Origin of the sequence: Bradyrhizobium sp. Tv2a-2 (genome assembly GCF_000472425.1) — a bacterium.
In the GTDB taxonomy this organism is placed as follows: domain Bacteria; phylum Pseudomonadota; class Alphaproteobacteria; order Rhizobiales; family Xanthobacteraceae; genus Bradyrhizobium.
The window spans coordinates 45,042-61,663 of record NZ_AXAI01000004.1 but is presented as its reverse complement, the minus strand read 5'-3'; the positions used below and the strand labels follow the sequence as shown (position 1 = coordinate 61,663).

Below are 16,622 nucleotides of genomic sequence, written 5' to 3'. Positions count from 1 at the left end.
TATTCGGATCATGCTCTAGATTGATCGTGCGGCCTCCAAGACGGCCTCAGCATGGCCGTCGACCTTCACATGACGCCAGATCCGCTTCACGAGCCCGTCGGCGCCGATCAGAACCGTGGTCCGAATGATCCCGAGGAAGATCCTGCCGTACAAGGATTTTTCGCCCCAGGCGCCATAGGCCTCCAGCATCTCATGTTTCTCATCGGAGATCAGAGGAACGTCGAGCTTGTGCTTGTCGCGAAACGACTCCTGCGCCTTCTGGGAGTCAGCGGAGACGCCGAGGACCGCGGTTCCCGAGTCCGCGAACGCGCCGGACAGGCGAGTGAAGTCCATTGCCTCCTTGGTGCAGCCGGGGGTGTTGGCTCGGGGATAAAAGAACAGCACCAATTTCTTGCCGGCGAAGTCCGACAACGAAACCACCTCGCCACCGTCGCGCGGCAGTCGGAACGCGGGTGCCTTGGCGCCCTCGGCGAGGACACGCGAATTGCCGGCTGGTGATTCGGTCTTGGCGGCCGGTTTGGGGGCTGTCTTCGCCTTGGCGGCCTTTAACGGTTTTGATGCGGCCTTATGCGATAGTCCGTTGCTTGCTTTCGTTGCCGATTTGCGTGCCGCAGGCTTGAGCGTTTGTCGCAGGTTTGTTCCAGCCTCTGCCGCTGTTTTTGCCCGGGCTTTACCGGAGGAGGCCGATTTGGAGGATTTCTTGCGCGATTTCTTGGACATACGCCTTCCTTTCGTCGCTTTCGGCGGATCAATCATTGGACTATTGCGGGACTTGCCCGAACTCCTGGAATCGCGCCTTTGGCCGGGCAAATCTGACGGCACCGGAGTATGGTGACAAGGAATTCGACGCGTCCCCGACTGCTCGTAGGATAGCTTCTCTTTGGGGATTGATGACGGGCAACTGGATTAATCGAGGATGGGCAACCATGCTGCCACAGGAGCGCGCGTTACCCGTCAACGGGCGCCAAGGCGGCGAGCCATCCTGCAGTGAACGCCAACACCGAGAGACGACCCACCGAGAGGCAATGGCCAGGACTATGTCGCCTCAAGGGACGGACAACCGGGGGCAACTCAAGGACTCCTCGAAGCCCGGATCGAAGCGGACTTCCGGTTCGCCCGCTGCCACCGTGCAACAGTTGCACTGGGACGATCCGGCGTGGGAGCGCGACCAGGACGAGGCGACCGGCCACCAGGCGCGGCAGCTATTGTCGCGTTCGAACCTCGGCTTTCATCGGTTCGGTGATCGGTTCGCGGCCGTGCAGCATTGGCTTGTCGGTGAACGCTGGGTGCGGCGGCTTGCCGTCGTCACCGCGGCGCTGATCTTCCTGTTCGCGGCTTGCTTTGGCGGCTTGTGGTGGCGGCTCGGCGCGGGCCCCATCAATCTCGACATGGCTACGCCTTGGCTTGCCGAGGCAATCGAGCAGAACATCGGCAACGGCAACACCGTCGAGGTCGGCGGCACGCAGATCGAACGCGCCGGCCGCATCCGTATCGCAGTGCGCATCCGTGACATCGTCGTGCGCGATCGCGACCATGCGATCGTCGCCAGCGCGCCCAAGGCCGAGGTGCGGCTATCGGGCGCGGCCCTGTTCATGGGACGGCTGCGTGCCGAAAGTCTCAATCTGGTCGACGCGGTGCTCGCGGTGCGGATCACGCCCGACGGTTATGTCACCGTGTCCGCCGGCGATACCGCAAAGCCGCTTGCAACGGGCGTCGCCAAGCGGGTGGTGGGCGCAGCACCGGTTCCGGCCCCGCCGGGTGTGGCACCGACGGCGGTCATTCCCCCGGTGCCAGCCGCGCCGCAGGCTGGCGGCAGTGGCGGCCTGCTTGCCGGCCTCGATTGGCTCGACAGCCTGAGCCTGACCGGACTCGACGGGCAGAACCTCAACGAGATCGGCCTGAAGAACGGCAGCCTCGTGGTCGACGACCAGCAGCGCGGCAACAAATGGAATTTCGACAACATCAGCCTCAGCCTGCGCCGACCGCTCGGCGGCGGCGTCGCATTCAGCCTGGGCGAGGACGGAACGCATCCCTGGTCGTTGCGCGTGACGGTCGGACCGGCCGAGAACGGCGTGCGCAGTGTCGACATCCGCGCCGACAAGGTCTCCACCAGCAACATTCTCCTCGCCCTGCGCGTCAAAGATCTGACCTATAGCGCCGACCTGCCACTCTCGGGTGAGTTGAAGGGCGAGATCGGGCGCGACGGCATGCCGACCTTCTTCCGCGGCAAGCTCGTCGCCGGAAGCGGCACCATCATCGACAGCGACACACCGGATTACCCGATGGCGATCGATTCGATGGAGCTGAACGTCGAGTGGGACGCGGCCCGACGCGTGCTGGTCGCCCCCTTCAAGGTTGTTTCCGGCGCCAACCGCGTCACGCTGCTCGCCCATCTCGAGCCGCCGAACGACATCGTCAACGACTGGCAGCTCGGCTTTTCCGGCGGCACCATCCTGCTCGGCGGCATCGACAACGAGCCGCCGCTGATCTTCAACCGTATCTCGATCGCGTTCCGCTTCGACACCGACCACAAGCGGGTGGTGCTCACGCAGGCCGATATCAGCAATGGCGAGGTCGGCGTCGCCGGCAGCGGTTCGATCGACTATTCCGGCGAGCCCCAGCTGACGCTGGGCTTTGCGGGCACGCCGATGTCGGCGTCCAACCTGAAGCGGATCTGGCCGATCCTGATCGTGCCGGAGGTGCGCGAATGGGTGATCGATCGGATCGAGCGCGGGCAGCTGCAGCGCGTCGAGATCGGCGTCAACACCGCGGTGAAAAACCTGCCGCGCAAGGGACCGCCGATCCCCGACGATGGCCTGTCCGTCAATATCGTCGCGAGTGGCGTGACGGTGCGTCCGGTGGACGGCCTGCCGTCGGTGCATGATGCGGACCTGAAGGCGCACGTCACCGGCCGCACTGCGACGGTGACGATCGGGCAGGGGATCGCGGATACGAACACCGGGCGCAAGCTCACGCTCTCGGACTTCATCTTCGAGGTCCCCGATACCCATCCAAAGCCGCCGCCCGCGCGCGTCAAGCTGAAGATCGACGGGCCGGTGCCGGCCGCGGCCGAGGTCCTCTCATCCGACCGGCTGAGCGATCTCGCCTCGATGCCGATCGATCCGAACACCAGCAAGGGCACGTTCTCGGCCACCATCAATCTCGGCGTGCCGGTCAAGGGCGAACTGACCAAGGCCGACACGACATATGCGGTCGCCGCCGATCTCAACGGTTTTGCTGCCGACAAGCTGGTGATGAACCAGAAGCTCGAGGCCAATGCGCTGAAGATCACGGCCAACAACCAGGGCTACCAGGTCAAGGGCGACGTCAAGATCAACGGCCAGGCGGCCTCGCTGGATTACAAGAAGCCGGCGGACGGCGATGCCGACATCAAGTTGCAGGCGACGCTCGATGATGCGGGTCGCGCGCGCCTTGGGCTTGATCTCGGTTCCGCCGTGAGTGGCGCGATCCCGATCAAGCTGACCGGCAAGATCGGCGGCCCCGATCGCGACAGCAAGATGGGAATCGAGGCCGACCTCACCGCGCTCAAGCTCGACAACATCCTGCCCGGCTGGGTGAAAGCAGCGGGCAAATCCGGCAAGGCCACCTTCAACCTCATTCCCAAGGCGCAATCGACGCGGTTCGAGGACATCGTCATCGAGGGCGGTGGCGCCTCGATCAAGGGGGCGCTGGAAGTCGACCAGAACGGCGATCTCCTGAACGCCAATTTCCCGACCTATTCACCTTCCGAAAGCGACAAGACGTCGCTGAAGGCCGAGCGCGGACCTGACGGCGTGGTGAAGGTCGTGATGCGCGGTGACGTTTTCGACGGCCGCGGCTTCCTCAAGTCTGCAATCTCGGGCTCGGGCAAGGACGACAGCAAGAGCAAGATGAAGAACATCGACCTCGATGTCGATCTCAAGCTCGGTGCCGTCGCGGGCTATAACGGCGAGGCGATCCGGAGCGTCGACCTGAAATTCGTCCGCAAGGGCGGCGTGATCAGGACCTTTGCGCTCAACGGCAAGATCGGGAAGGATGCGCCGTTGACCGCGGAACTCAGACCGCGCGGCCAAGGCGGGTTCGGGCGCGACGTGATCTATCTCGAGACTAACGACGCCGGCGCATTCTTCCGCTTCAACGACATGTATTCGAAGGTGGTCGGTGGTCAGCTGTCCCTCGCCATGGATCCGCCGACGATCGAGCCGAGTGCCAAGGAAGGCCTGTTGAATGTGCGCGACTTCACAGTGAAGGGCGAGGCCTCGCTTGACCGTATCGCGGCCGGCGGTCCGGGCGGTATCCAGAACGGAATCTTCTTCTCGCGCCTTCGCGCCGAGTTCAGCCGCCAGAACGGCCAGCTCACGGTACGCGAAGGCGTCGCGAAGGGCCCGGCGATCGGCGGCACCATCGAGGGTACGCTGGACTACAACACCAACCAGGTGCGTATGAGTGGCACCTTCGTGCCGCTCTTTGGAGTTAACAACATTTTTGGCCAGATCCCCGTACTTGGCCTCGTCCTCGGCAACGGTAACAATGAAGGCCTGTTTGCCATCACCTATGAAGTGGTCGGTAGCCCGAGCGCACCGGTGCTGCGCGTCAATCCGATCTCGGCGATCTTCCCCGGCGTGACGCGCAAGATCATGGAATTCAACACCGGCAAGCAGCAGAACCAGATCGAACTCCCGCCGAACAACTGAGCCTTTTGGCTAAGGCCGGAAAACGCGTTCCATGAGCTTGGCATCGTCGCGCCAGCGTGGCACGCTGCATGAAAAACATGCAGGGAGAGATTGCTTTGCGCTGCCGTGTCACCTTTCTGAGCTCCGTCGCAATCATCGTGCTTGGCTCCACAACCGCCGCGTTCGCAGCTGAGTCGCCGCGATGCCAGGAAGTGGGACGAAAGTTTCGCACCGAGCGAGCTGAGATCACGGCTATCGAGGTGTCGTCGACACTGTTTTCCGCGGCAGACGCGAACTGCACAGACCTCGCGACGGAATTGCTGGACTATGGCGCGTCGGTTGACGCGCGCGACCGGCTCGGCACTCGGCCGCTCGGGCATGCCGCCAAATCCGGCCATTTAGAGATGGTCGATCTCCTGCTTGCCCATGGTGCGCCAATCGATGCCCGCAATCTCGCAGGCGCCACCGCGCTTTACGCTGCCGCCGAATCTGGCCGTGTCGATGTGGCGCTGCGGCTCATGGACCATGGCGCCGATGTCAAGCTGACCGGGCGTAGCGGAATTTCCCCTGTCGCCGCCGCGGCCTATGCCGGGAGCGATGCGATCGTCGAAGCGCTGCTTACCCACGGAGCCGACGAGCGTCTCCCCGACGATACCGGCAAGCCGCCGATTGTTTATGCGGCGGCCCGCGCCCACCTCGATATCGTGAAGCGGCTGTTGGCGCGTAACATCGATATCAACGCCCGCTATCCGAATGATCTCACGCTGTTGATGTGGGCATCGGGGCCGGATGAAAAGGTCGCCGAAGCAGACGCGATCAAGGTCGTTGCCTATCTGCTGGATGCAGGCGCGCACATCGATGACCGGGACGACCGCGGTCGCACGGCACTGATGATTGCCGCGGAAGGCGGTCATGCCGAGATGGCCGCTCTGTTGCTCGCACGCGGCGCTGATCCAGCGCTCAAGGACAAGGCCGGCAAGCGCGCGGCGGATCTCACCGCCTTGACGTCGCTGCGGGAACGGCTTGCGGTGCCCTGAGTGGTCTAGAGGCCGGCCAGATATTGCGCGAGCGCCGTGATGTCGTCGGGCGGTGTGGCGAGCATCAGATCGGTCATGCCGGGATTGTTGCCGCGCGCACGAGTCCGGAAGTCGTTCATCGTCTTGGTCAGGTACTCGTGGCTCTGGCCCGCCAATCGCGGCACTGTGCTGTCGCCCTGAAAGTGATCGAGATGGCAACCGGTGCAGCCGACCGAGTGCTCGGCGCTGAGCGCCCGCTCCGCGACATCCTTCGGGGATCGTGGCTGGCCGAGATCGGGCCACGGCTTCTGTGAGAAATATTGCGCGATCGCGAGCATGTCGTCCTTCTCGAAGCCTGATGCGATCCGCTGCATGATCTCGTTCTTGCGGTCGCCGCGTTTGAAATCGCGAAGCTGGATGTAGATGTATCCGGCCTGCTGCCCCCAGATGACCGGAATCGACTTATCGGTCGGCTTGCCGACCTGGCCGTGGCAGCGTGTGCAGACCTCGACCTTGTCTGCAATGCTATCGGCCAACGCAGCATGTGGGCCGGCGCCCAGCAGCAACACGAAGACAACTCCGCTAGAAATGAACCGCCCCAATTCGCCACCCCTGTATTCATTCCGCATCCGCTCAACGGAAGCGGGGCCGTCACCGGCCCCGCTCTAGTCGTCACGTTACATGCGCCTGCTCAATCGAGCGTGAAGGCGATGATGTTGTTGCCGCGGTGGAAGTTGACCTGGACGTTACCGCCAGCGCCAACCACAATGTATTGCTTGCCTCCCACCGTGTAGCTGGAGGGCGGTGCATTGACGCCGGCGCCGGCGCGGAAGCTCCACAATTCCTTGCCGTTGGAGGAGTTGTAGGCCGCAAACTTGCCATTGCCTTCACCGGTGAAAACAAGACCTCCGGCGGTCGCGAGGATGCCGCCGATCATCGGTTCGGGCGTCTTCACCTGCCATTTGATCTTGCCGGTGTCGTAGTTGACGGCGGTGATGTTGCCCGATTGCTTTTCGCCGGGAATGGCGGTGAATGCGCCGCCAAGCCACAGCTTGCCGTTCGGATAGGGCGAGCTTTCGACCCGGTAAGTCATCGGCTGATGCAGGTTGATGGCGTAGGCCAGCTGCTGCCCGGGGTCGGTGGCGATCGGCGACCATTCGACGCCGCCATTGGCGCCCGGAAGCATGCGCGCGCCTTCCTTGGTCGGCAGTACCCACATGTTCTCCTGCGGGACCATCGCCTCGGAGAAGCGGATCAGGCTGCAGTCCTTGCGGTCATGAACATAGATGTGACCGGTCTTGCCGGCATGGATCACGCCGGGAATGGTCTTGCCGCTCTTGTCCTTGACGTCCACCAGCACCGGCGGGCTGACCGCATCCAGGTCCCAGACGTCATGGGCGATGTACTGGAAGTGGCAAACATATTTGCCGGTATCCAGGTCAAGCGCGACCAGCGAGTCCGTGTAGAGATTGTCGCCGGGGCGCAGCGATCCGTCGAGGTCGGGGGAGGGGTTGCCAACCACGAAATAGATCCGGTTGGTCGCGAGATCGACGGCCGGATTTTGCCAAACGCCGCCGCCCAGCTTCTTGTAGGGATCGCCGTTCTTGGCGAGCTGGTCTTTCTCGGCCTGGATATCGCGGTGCATGTCGCGACCGGTGGCGTCCTTGGCTGCCCAGACGCCTACGGAATTCTCCGGCACGGTGTCGAAATTCCAGACCAGCTTGCCGGTCTTGGCGTCGTAGGCTCTGAGGAAGCCGCGGATGCCGTACTCACCGCCATTGGTGCCGATCAGGACCTTGTCCTTCACCACGGTCGGCGCCATCGTCTCGCTATAGCCGAGCTCGGGATCGGCAATGTCGGTCTTCCAGACGACGTCGCCGGTCTTGGCATTCAGCGCTACGAGCTTCGAATCGAGCGTAGCGAGATAGACCATGTCGCCCAGCACCTGGACGCCGCGATTATTGGGACCGCAGCAATAGGTCGTGATGGGCCCCATCTTGTGATTGTAGTGCCAGAGCTGCTCGCCGGTCTTGGCATCGAGCGCATAGACGTGGCTGTAGGACGTCGTCACATACATGACCCCGTCGACGATGATCGGCGATGTCTCCAGCGATTCCTTGACGTCGGTCTGGAAGATCCAGGCGACATGCAGGTTCTTCACGTTGTCGCGGTTGATCAGCTTGGCCGGGTGAAAGCGCGTCTGGGCATAGTTGCCGTTGGTCAGGAGAAAGTTGGTGGAGTTCTTGTCGGCCGCGTTGAGCTGAGACTGCGTGACCGGAGAAATCTTGGCTTCGCGGGAGGGCGCCCAGGGATCCTGCTTCACCTCCTGCTGCGCATTGGCTGCACCTCCGAGCAAACAGCCCAAGCCGAACAACGTGGCGTATGCAATAGAATATCTGTTCATGATTTCCGCCCCAGATTATTTGAACCGGCCATTGTGGATGCCGGTGTGGGAGAAATCTGGTCTGACCGTGCGCTTTTGACAAGCGAAAAGCCGCAAGTCGATCAGTTCTTCTGAGGTACATGCGGCGCTGTTCGCGGGCGCGAGATCAAAGTGCGCTGCAACGTCGAGGGCTGCATGTGCCGAGTCCATCGGTGACCAGCTCGGCGGTGGCCGCCTCGACATTTGCGCCTGCTGATCGGTCCGCTATGCCACGCTCCTCGCGCGGTAGCTCTTCGCAAATTCCTGGTACCAGTCCAGGCAGCCCGGGTTGGCCATGGCGTCCCTGTTGATGACTTTCTCGACGGCGTGGCCGAGCAGGAGCTTCTTGATCGGTAACTCCTGCTTCTTTCCGGAAAGCGTCCGCGGAATTTCGGCGACGGCAATGATTTCGTTGGGCAGGAAGCGGCGCGACAGGCCGGCTTCGATCGCCTTGTTGATCTTGCTTTCCATCGCCGCGTCAAGCGCTGTCCCCTCGCGGAGCACCACGAACAGGGGCATATAGCTGTCGCGCCCGAGATATTCGAGGTCGACCACCATGGAGTCCAGGACTTCCGGAAGGGCCTCGATCGCGGAATAGAGCTCGCTGGTCCCCATGCGCAAGCCGTGCCGGTTGATGGTCGCGTCGCTCCGGCCATAGATCACGCAGGACCCGTCCGGCTCGACCTTTAACCAGTCGCCATGCCGCCAGACCGCGCCGCGTCCGGTGCCGTCGAAATTGTCGGGGTAGGTCTCGAAATAGCTCGCGCGATAGCGCTGGTCGCCCGCATCGTTCCAGAATCGTAACGGCATCGACGGCAAGGGCTCCGTGCAGACGAGTTCGCCGACTTCGCCCGTGACGGCGCGCCCCTGGTCGTCGAAGGCTTCGACCGCGCAGCCGAGCAGGCGGCACTGCATCGCGCCAGGCGTCTGCGGCAGCTCGCGGTTGCCGCCGATGAAGGCACCGGCAAAGTCAGTGCCGCCCGATATGTTCGCCCACCAGATGTCCGCCTGCGCCTTGCTGCCGATGAGCCTGGCGAGCGCAGCAAAACGGGCGCTGAACCAGGCCTGCGTGTCGGCGCTGAGCGGCGAGCCGGTCGATCCGAGCGCACGCAATCGCGAGAGGTCGCCGATGGATGTCAGGTCGATGTCGGCCTTCGCGCAGCTTGCAAAGAATGCCGCGCCCGCACCGAAGAACGTGGATTCGCTATCGGCAACGAAGCGCCACAGTGTCGTCCAGTCGGGCTTGTCCCTCGATCCCGCAGGGCTACCGTCGAACAGGCAACAGGTCGTTCCGTTGAGCAGGCCGTTGGCCTGGCAGTTCCACATGATCCAACCGGTCGAGCTGTACCAATGGAAGCGCTCGCCAAACGAGTTGGGCTGGTAGCTGCTGCCGATGTCGTTGTGCAGCCCAAGCAGCGCCAAAGCGACGATCACGACGCCGCCATGGCTGTGGACGATCGGCTTTGGCAGGCCGGTCGTTCCGCTGGAATAGACGATCCAGAGCGGGTGGTCGAATGGCAGCCAGGTCGGCTCGAAGGCGTCGACTGCAGCGTCCCTGCGTGCGAGGATCGTCGAGAACAGGGCGTCAGATGTCGCGGCGGGTGCCTCCGCCTCGCTCTGGAGCACAAAATGTTCGACGGTCGGCAGCGATCGCCTGAGCTCGTCGACGACAGGCCGACGATCGTGACGCCGGCCGGCATAGGTGACGGCGTCGCAGGCGATCAGCACCTTTGGCTCGATCTGCTTGAAGCGGTCGATCACCGCAGGCGCCGCCATATCAGGCGCGCAGACGCTCCAGATCGCGCCGATGCTGGCCGCGGCGAGGAGCGCGATGATGGTCTCCGGAATGTTCGGCAGATAAGCCGCGACGCGATCGCCGGGGCCGACGCCCTGGTCCCTCAGATGCAGCGCAAGTGCTGCAGCCTTTCGGCGCAGCTCGGGCCAACTCGTTTCCTTCAGCGCGCCGTCTTCGCCGCTGCTCACGATTGCCGGCAGGTGCGCTGCTTCGGCTGGTTTCACGTGCCGAAACACCTGGTGGGCATAGTTCACCGAGGCACCTGGAAACCAGACCGCGCCGGGCATCTTCCGTTCGGTCAGCACCGCGGCAAACGGCGTCGGCGACTTCAGGTCGAAATAGTCCCAGATGCTGCGCCAGAAGGCGTCGACGTCGCTGACCGACCATCGCCACATGTCTTCGTAAGTGGCGAAGCCCAAGCCGCGATTCTCCTGGAGCCAGCGGCGGTAGAGCGTGATCTGGGGAACGTAAGGTGCTGTCATGGCCGTCAACTTGTGTCGTGGAGCCGGCATTCGGCCGAGGTCGCACTATAGCAGAACTGGCAGCTAGGCGGGCGCGTCAACTTCAGCCTGCTCTTCCAGCTTTGCCCGTAACACTTTGACGACGCGGTCGACCGTTGTGATGTCCCTGACCGACAGCCCATCAGCAAGACGGTTGATCCAGGGCGCCTGCAACTCCATCGCTTCGTCGAAGGCGCGCTTTCCCTTCTCGGTCAGCATGACAAGTTGCGCCCGTCGGTGATGCGGATTGGTCTCGAATGCGACCAGTCCCTCCCGGTGCAGGTCGTTGATGATCCGCTGCACGTTCTGGCGGTTGGCGCCGAGATCGCGCGCGAGCCACGCTACCGGCTGCGGCCGCTCGGCGGCGACGATCGCGCCCAGGACCTGCCAGCGCGCGCTGGTCAGCCCGAGCCGGGCGACGAGCCGGTCGCCGGAGGTCTGAACCAGGCTGTTCAGGCGGAAAAAGTCGAGCATCACGCCGCTGAGGGCGTCGCCTGCCGGCGTTCGCCTGGTCTTTTTCATGCGTCGTCACCATAAACCGTAATTGACATTATGATGTCAAAGCGAGTATGATGCATTGTACCAGGCTGGCAATATCAATCCAAATTGACGGAATATGTCATGCCCCAACTGCGCCCTCTGGATGCCGCCTTTCCGATCGACCGCCAGATCATGATCGACGCCAGTCCCGTCGTTCTGGTGAACGTGTTCACGCTGGACGCGGCCGACGAACAGACCTTTCTTAGGGTCCGGGAAGACGATGCCGCCTTCATGAAGCGCCAGCCGGGCTTCATATCCACGCAGCTTCACCGCGCCATCGGGCAGAGCTGAATTGATATGTTCAACCTGAGTTCTTCCGAGTCTGACCCTGAGGCTGCGTAAAAATATGTGGTGTTGTCCACGCTGGGGGCCGTCCTCGCTCTGCTGGGATTTTTGATCCTCTATTGGGGATCCCGCGCGCGGGGTTGGCGCCGTTCACCTGGGTTGGGCTGGTTGACACAGCTTCAAGAGAGTGGCTGCGTGTCCGGAAATATATCAACGATCTTATTGGTCATGCCGTTCACGATCAGCACCTGGTCCTTCATTTTCACGTACATGTAGTCACGCAGTTCCGGCAATTGCGAGAGAACTGCCGTTGGCAGCGATTGGGCCTTAACTCCCTTCGGAATCGTCGCGCCAACAACAGGGTTAAAATCTTTGGCGGCCTTGGTTGCCTTTAGCCGGAATTCGACCTCGTTGTGTTCGGTTAGCACGGCCTTGCGAATGCTTTCGCGCTGCATGTTTGTGAGGTTGAGTGTCGGTAGCGATGAATTCTGCGGCACTTTGGTGCCGTTGCTCAGTTCAACCGCGCCCTGCGCATTCGATTGAGCCGAAGAGGTTACGCTGCTTGTGAGTATGATCGCGACTGCGGCAACTAAGGTGGAGGCCCTCATGGCCGTTCATCCTTTTCTGGAGACTCCGCCCATAGGAAAACAACGAAAACATTGCTTGCGCGTTCCGCGCCGGAGTACAAAGGGTTCCAAGTCAGGGACCTGAGGACCCCCAGCGCAAGAATCCTGGGAGCTGTGCGGCGGCTCAGACGCCCACGACGCGCTTCGCACTATCAGATTGCTGCAGGAGCTTTGTCGGAGTTCAGCCGAACAAGAGATTTCCCATGAAGCTTTTGATCATTGTTTCCTTCATTGCCGCTGTCGGTTTGCTTGCAGCTGCGACCGGCATCTCGCGACCGCACGCTATCTCGACGGTCGGACGTGCCGGAGCAGGTGGCGCGTTGACGTTGCAAGACATGCAAAGTAGCCGAAGCGCAGCAGAGCTTCCTGCCGACGACTTTGACGATCGGTCACTGGTCTTTCCGCGGGAATCGAAGCGTTAAGAAGCTTGAAGGAGGTCGAAAGAAAAGCCTGGTCGAGCGGCAGAGGCTCAAGGGCTCAAGAAAGCGGCCGGAATCGAGTAGTTGTGTCCCGAAAGGCCAAGTGATTCCAATTCGTCCCGATGAGCGTCGATTTCCAGAGCTGCCAAGAGAAACGCCAGCACGACCACGGCATAGATGAGGGACGGCGAGGCTTCAGCACGCACATCTCCCTGGTGTGGCGGGATCGAATCACGAAAGGAACGCCACAGCGAGATGAAATGCAGATACGCCTTAGGTCGTATTTGCATGACGCCGTCCTCGACGCGCTAAAACAACTATAGGATCTGGCTATATTGGATTCAAGCCGGACCTATTTCGGCATTAAGTGGTGGGTCGTCCGTTCGTGCGGCGCAATATGGAAACTGGATGACGGCTCCGGTCGTTGACCTCGTCAAGCGTGAGCAGATATCCGGCTTGAACCGTGCATGACGACCGGCCTGACCAGAAAACGACCGATGAATTGGGTCCCAAATCTGAGTACCAGCCTCTGCATCGTCGCGGCGTTGCTGACGATTCATTCGACGTCGGCGCACGCGCAATTGACGGGTCACGGTGGACCCGTGCGAGCCATTGCAATTTCCAGCGATGGCAACAGCGTGCTGTCCGGCAGCTTCGACACCGCCGCCATCCGATGGTCGCTCAAGACCGAGTCCGCGGAGCAGGTCCTTCGGTTTCACTCTGATGCAGTGAACGCTGTCGCCTTCCTGAAGGACGGGCGTATGGCGACTGCCGGAGCGGACGCGCGGATAGCGATCTGGACGCAAGGTCGCCAACAGCCGGATCAGGTGTTCGAGGGCCATCGCGGGCCAATCGTTTCGATTGCCGTGTCGCCCGATGGCGCGAGGCTCGCGTCTGCGTCCTGGGACCACACGGTTCGCATAAGGTCGCTCGGCGACGGCCGGCAGCAGGTGCTGGAAGGACATGCGCAGAACGTCAACGGCGTCGCGTTCACGCCCGATGGACGATCGTTGGTCAGCGTCGGCTACGATCGTGAGCTGAGGATCTGGCCATTGGCGGGCGGCACCTCGAATGTCATCACGCTGGCGTCACCCCTTAACGCCGTGGCGGTCGCACCCGATGGCGAGATCGTTACGGGCGGCGCCGATGGCGAGCTACGCTTTCTGATACCGGAGAGCCAGGAAAGCGGCGGGGTGAAAGCCGGAACGACGCCGATCATCGCGCTGGCGATGTCGCCAGATGGCACGTTGATCGCTGCTGCAGGAACGAGCGGTATTGTGACCGTCATCGATCGGAAGGCGCGGAGCATCGTGCGAACGTTCGGCGATCCCGGTTCGCCGGTGTGGTCAGTCGCGTTCCTGCCGGACAACGCGAACCTGTTGACGGGGGGCTCCGACGGCAAAATCCGACGCTGGAGTGCGCTGACTGGTGAATCTATCGGCTCATCGTTGCAAGCGACGCCGCGCGATCCGCTTGGCGCTTATGCGGGAGATCATGGCGCCGAGGTATTCAGGGCATGCGTTGCCTGCCACACCTTGTCGGAAAAAGAGACGCAGCGTGCTGGCCCCACGCTAGCCGGCTTGTACGGCCGCAGGATCGCGTCGCTTCCCGGCTACCGGTTCTCCGACGCGCTCAAAGGCATGGACATCGTGTGGACTCCGGAGACGGTGTCAAGATTGTTCGAGCTTGGCCCGACTATCTATACGCCAGGAACCAAAATGCCAGAGCAACGCATTGGATCAGCGGAAGACCGCAAGGCGCTCACCGATTTTCTCGCGCGGGCAACACCGAAATAAACTGTCATCGGTGACCCGTGGATCAACGAAGGCTTCGGGTGTCCTGCTCGTGTCTTGGTTCGTCCGTCTAGAAGCCGGGCCAGTGCTCGACTGGAAGTTTCCTCAAATCCGGATGGGCTTTGAGCATCGTCGTGACGTCTATATTGGGATGGTCCTTCATGGCCTGCGTGACGCAGTTGTTGACGTATTTGCGGCGCGAGAGCCATTTGATCTTCCTGCCTTTCGCCTCCGCCTTACAGGCCACAATCGCCCGCTTGAGGGCCGCCCTGTCGGCCTGGGATGGCCTCGCTGCCTCGGCGGGCCAAGGCGTCACTGCAGCGACGCCAACGAATAGAACAGCAATGAAAGACATAACTTTTGTGACTTGAGACATAACGTGCTTCCCCCGGTTGGCTTATCGTTGGTCTGCGCGCGGCCGCTCGTTTGCGCCCTAATCCTTGTTTTCGCGGTCGCGCAAATAATCGTCCGTCGTACGCGGGGGCGCCCGCGCCGAAATGTCCTTAAATGGATCGAACTGCTGTTCACTCATGGCGATGACGCGGCAGTCCGCGCACATTCTGACCGCGCCCAGCCGCTTGTCGCCCGCAGGATACATCCAGTGCCGGCCCTCGAGTTTCGCCGCGATCTTCTCGATCGTGCTCTTCACGCCAAAGGGCCGGTTGCAACGGATGCAAAGTGCCGGCTCTTCTTCCTTGATAATCTGGGCTGGCGCCCTTGCCGCACGGAAATCGATCTGCGGCTTCAGCGTAATGACCTTCTCTGGGCACGTGCTCTGGCATAGCCCGCACTGCACACAGGCATCTTCGACGAATTTCAGCACGGGACGTTCGGGATCGTCGCGGAGAGCGCCGGTGGGGCAGGCTGAGACACAGGACAGGCACAAGGTGCATCCACCCACGTTGACGCTGATCGCACCAAGTGGTGCGCCTTCGGGCAGGGTGATCACGTCGACCGGCGTTGGTGCGACGCGGTGCAGTTCATGAAGCGCGAAGCGAAGAAGCTCGCGCCGCCTGCCAACTGTTTTGAAGGTTGCGGGACATTGCACGGCTGGCGCGGGTTCGATTGCCCGCAGCACTTGCCCCAGCACATCAGGGTCGTCTGTTTCGATCGTCGCGATCCGCTTTCCAGAAAAACCGAGCCCGGACACAATGGCATCAGCCATCGCGAGGGTCTGGGAAAGACCGGAAAGGTCGTGTAGCGGTTTCGCCCGTAGAAGAAACCGGAGTCCCGCCGCGCCGTAGGCAAAGGAAGCTGCAACTGCCTCGAGTCCAACCTGCGTCACCTCGTTGACGGCGAACGGCAGCACATTGGCCGGAAGGCCGTCGCCGTGGCGGGCTAGCGCATCGATTAGCGTGCTTCCATGCCGGGTGTCGTGGAACAGAACAATGGCATTGGAGCCGCCGGCTTCACGGTAGGTCAAGAGCATGGCGCGCAACTTGTGCAGCAGCGCATCCGCAGGCGGCAGGGCATAGGCTGCTGCGCCCGTCGGACAGGTTGCGGTGCATTGGCCGCACCCGGCGCAGACCTCCGCGTTGATTTTGACGTGATCGCCATCTGGCGTGATCGCTGTGGTCGGGCAGAGGTCGAGGCAGCGATGGCAGCCGGTAAGCTTTGAGCGCGAATGGACGCAGATTTCTGGGGTGAATTTAACAAATTTGGGCTTGTCGAAATTGCCGACAAGGTCGCGCGCCTTGAGCACCGCACGCAGCATCGCGGACGGGGCGCGCGGATCGGCGCGGAGATAGCCGTCGCGCAAGTCGTGAGCGGGGAAAAGCGGCGTTCTACCGGAAAGATCAAGGATGATGTCGCACCGCGAAGTCAGGCCGCTGCGAGGAGCCTCGAAGACCAGTGCATCGCGCGAGGAAGGGCGCGGCGCAGCGTAGTCGTCAACCGTCAACTCGAAGGCCCCCAAATGGCCCTTGGCATTGCGGATTGTTCCCTTGACGATGGGGAACGTTGTCGTCGCCGGCGGCGTAATCTGCGTCGGCTTTGTGATCATGACCGTCACATCGAGGTGATCGGCAAGCAGCTGGCCTGCTTCGGCCGCAACCTCGTCGCAACCGTAGATCAGGGCCACGCCCCCGCTTTTCAAGGCAACGAACGGATAGGCGGGCGAAGGCTCGGACGCCGCGGCGAGCAGCGCGGCCATTTTCGGCCCCGCCTGCGCGCCCTCCGTGGACCAACCCGCCGTCTCGCGCAGGTTGACGAAGTCCATCTTCCAGGAACGTCCTTCCGCCTCATCGTCAAACAGCGGTGTCTCCTGAGTGCAGCCGACGATGAGCGGGCCTTCCGTCCTCGCTGCGTTGTGAAAATGATCAAGCTCGGCCCGGCAGAGCTGACGGAATTCCGCGATTTCGGTGTTGCGGCATCCTCGCCTAACGGCGGCCGTATCGAGGCGCATCGTGTCTTCACACGAGCAAATCAGGATCTTTTTCGGCGGATCCGGCATGCGCAGCTGTCTACCTTCCAAGGAGGTCCGGAAGCGACAGCGAGTAAACTCGCGTCGACCGTTCTGCTCGATTAAGCTATTCTCACAAGCGAAGAAAAGGA

13 protein-coding genes and 1 pseudogene are annotated in these 16,622 nt (G+C 62.1%); 5 read left to right on the top strand and 9 right to left on the bottom strand.

Annotated elements, in window-relative coordinates; all coding sequences use genetic code 11:
• Positions 1-15: 15 nt before the first annotated feature.
• Complete coding sequence (locus tag A3AI_RS46105) at positions 16-720, bottom strand: peroxiredoxin (protein WP_024515251.1); 705 nt, start codon at positions 718-720, stop codon at positions 16-18.
• Positions 721-926: 206 nt separating this feature from the next.
• On the opposite strand from A3AI_RS46105, the gene A3AI_RS0108875 reads away from it, so the two are divergent.
• Together A3AI_RS0108875 and A3AI_RS42420 are read left to right on the top strand one after the other, a co-directional pair.
• On the top strand, positions 927-4,694 hold the full coding sequence (locus tag A3AI_RS0108875) for a YhdP family protein (RefSeq protein WP_024515250.1): 3,768 nt from the start codon (positions 927-929) through the stop codon (positions 4,692-4,694).
• Between the two features lie 191 nt (positions 4,695-4,885).
• Entirely contained in the window at positions 4,886-5,710 is an 825-nt protein-coding gene (locus tag A3AI_RS42420) for an ankyrin repeat domain-containing protein (RefSeq protein WP_198030080.1), read from the top strand.
• 5 nt (positions 5,711-5,715) lie between these two features.
• Here A3AI_RS42420 and A3AI_RS0108865 read toward each other — a convergent pair whose 3' ends face one another.
• The 4 genes from A3AI_RS0108865 to A3AI_RS0108850 form a co-directional block, all read right to left on the bottom strand.
• Positions 5,716-6,258, bottom strand: coding sequence for a c-type cytochrome (locus tag A3AI_RS0108865; RefSeq protein ID WP_051382329.1), 543 nt, complete (start codon positions 6,256-6,258; stop codon positions 5,716-5,718).
• A gap of 122 nt (positions 6,259-6,380) precedes the next feature.
• On the bottom strand, positions 6,381-8,093 hold the full coding sequence (locus A3AI_RS0108860; RefSeq protein ID WP_051382328.1) for a pyrroloquinoline quinone-dependent dehydrogenase: 1,713 nt from the start codon (positions 8,091-8,093) through the stop codon (positions 6,381-6,383).
• Between the two features lie 243 nt (positions 8,094-8,336).
• Positions 8,337-10,388: an acetoacetate--CoA ligase gene (locus A3AI_RS0108855; protein ID WP_024515246.1), complete on the bottom strand. Its 2,052-nt coding sequence runs from the start codon at positions 10,386-10,388 to the stop codon at positions 8,337-8,339.
• Between the two features lie 63 nt (positions 10,389-10,451).
• Complete coding sequence (locus tag A3AI_RS0108850; RefSeq protein WP_024515245.1) at positions 10,452-10,928, bottom strand: MarR family winged helix-turn-helix transcriptional regulator; 477 nt, start codon at positions 10,926-10,928, stop codon at positions 10,452-10,454.
• A gap of 99 nt (positions 10,929-11,027) precedes the next feature.
• On the opposite strand from A3AI_RS0108850, the pseudogene A3AI_RS42415 reads away from it, so the two are divergent.
• A pseudogene (locus tag A3AI_RS42415) lies at positions 11,028-11,234 on the top strand (antibiotic biosynthesis monooxygenase); the annotation flags it as partial.
• Positions 11,235-11,410: 176 nt separating this feature from the next.
• Here A3AI_RS42415 and A3AI_RS0108840 read toward each other — a convergent pair.
• Positions 11,411-11,839, bottom strand: a complete 429-nt coding sequence (locus tag A3AI_RS0108840) for a DUF1236 domain-containing protein (protein WP_024515244.1) — start codon at positions 11,837-11,839, stop codon at positions 11,411-11,413.
• A 221-nt stretch (positions 11,840-12,060) separates the two neighbouring features.
• Between A3AI_RS0108840 and A3AI_RS0108835 the strand changes: the two genes are divergently transcribed.
• Positions 12,061-12,279 carry a hypothetical protein gene (locus A3AI_RS0108835; RefSeq protein WP_024515243.1) on the top strand — a complete coding sequence of 73 codons (219 nt, stop codon included), beginning with the start codon at positions 12,061-12,063 and terminating at the stop codon, positions 12,277-12,279.
• A 47-nt stretch (positions 12,280-12,326) separates the two neighbouring features.
• Here A3AI_RS0108835 and A3AI_RS46100 read toward each other — a convergent pair whose 3' ends face one another.
• Positions 12,327-12,566, bottom strand: coding sequence for a hypothetical protein (locus tag A3AI_RS46100; protein ID WP_084800864.1), 240 nt, complete (start codon positions 12,564-12,566; stop codon positions 12,327-12,329).
• A gap of 207 nt (positions 12,567-12,773) precedes the next feature.
• On the opposite strand from A3AI_RS46100, the gene A3AI_RS0108825 reads away from it, so the two are divergent.
• A complete protein-coding gene (locus tag A3AI_RS0108825; protein WP_024515241.1) occupies positions 12,774-14,072 on the top strand; it encodes a c-type cytochrome in 1,299 nt (432 codons plus the stop codon).
• 67 nt (positions 14,073-14,139) lie between these two features.
• Here A3AI_RS0108825 and A3AI_RS0108820 read toward each other — a convergent pair whose 3' ends face one another.
• Positions 14,140-14,385 carry a hypothetical protein gene (locus A3AI_RS0108820; RefSeq protein ID WP_245286860.1) on the bottom strand — a complete coding sequence of 82 codons (246 nt, stop codon included), beginning with the start codon at positions 14,383-14,385 and terminating at the stop codon, positions 14,140-14,142.
• A 117-nt stretch (positions 14,386-14,502) separates the two neighbouring features.
• Positions 14,503-16,473, bottom strand: a complete 1,971-nt coding sequence (locus A3AI_RS0108815) for a 4Fe-4S binding protein (protein WP_024515239.1) — start codon at positions 16,471-16,473, stop codon at positions 14,503-14,505.
• Positions 16,474-16,622: the final 149 nt, after the last annotated feature.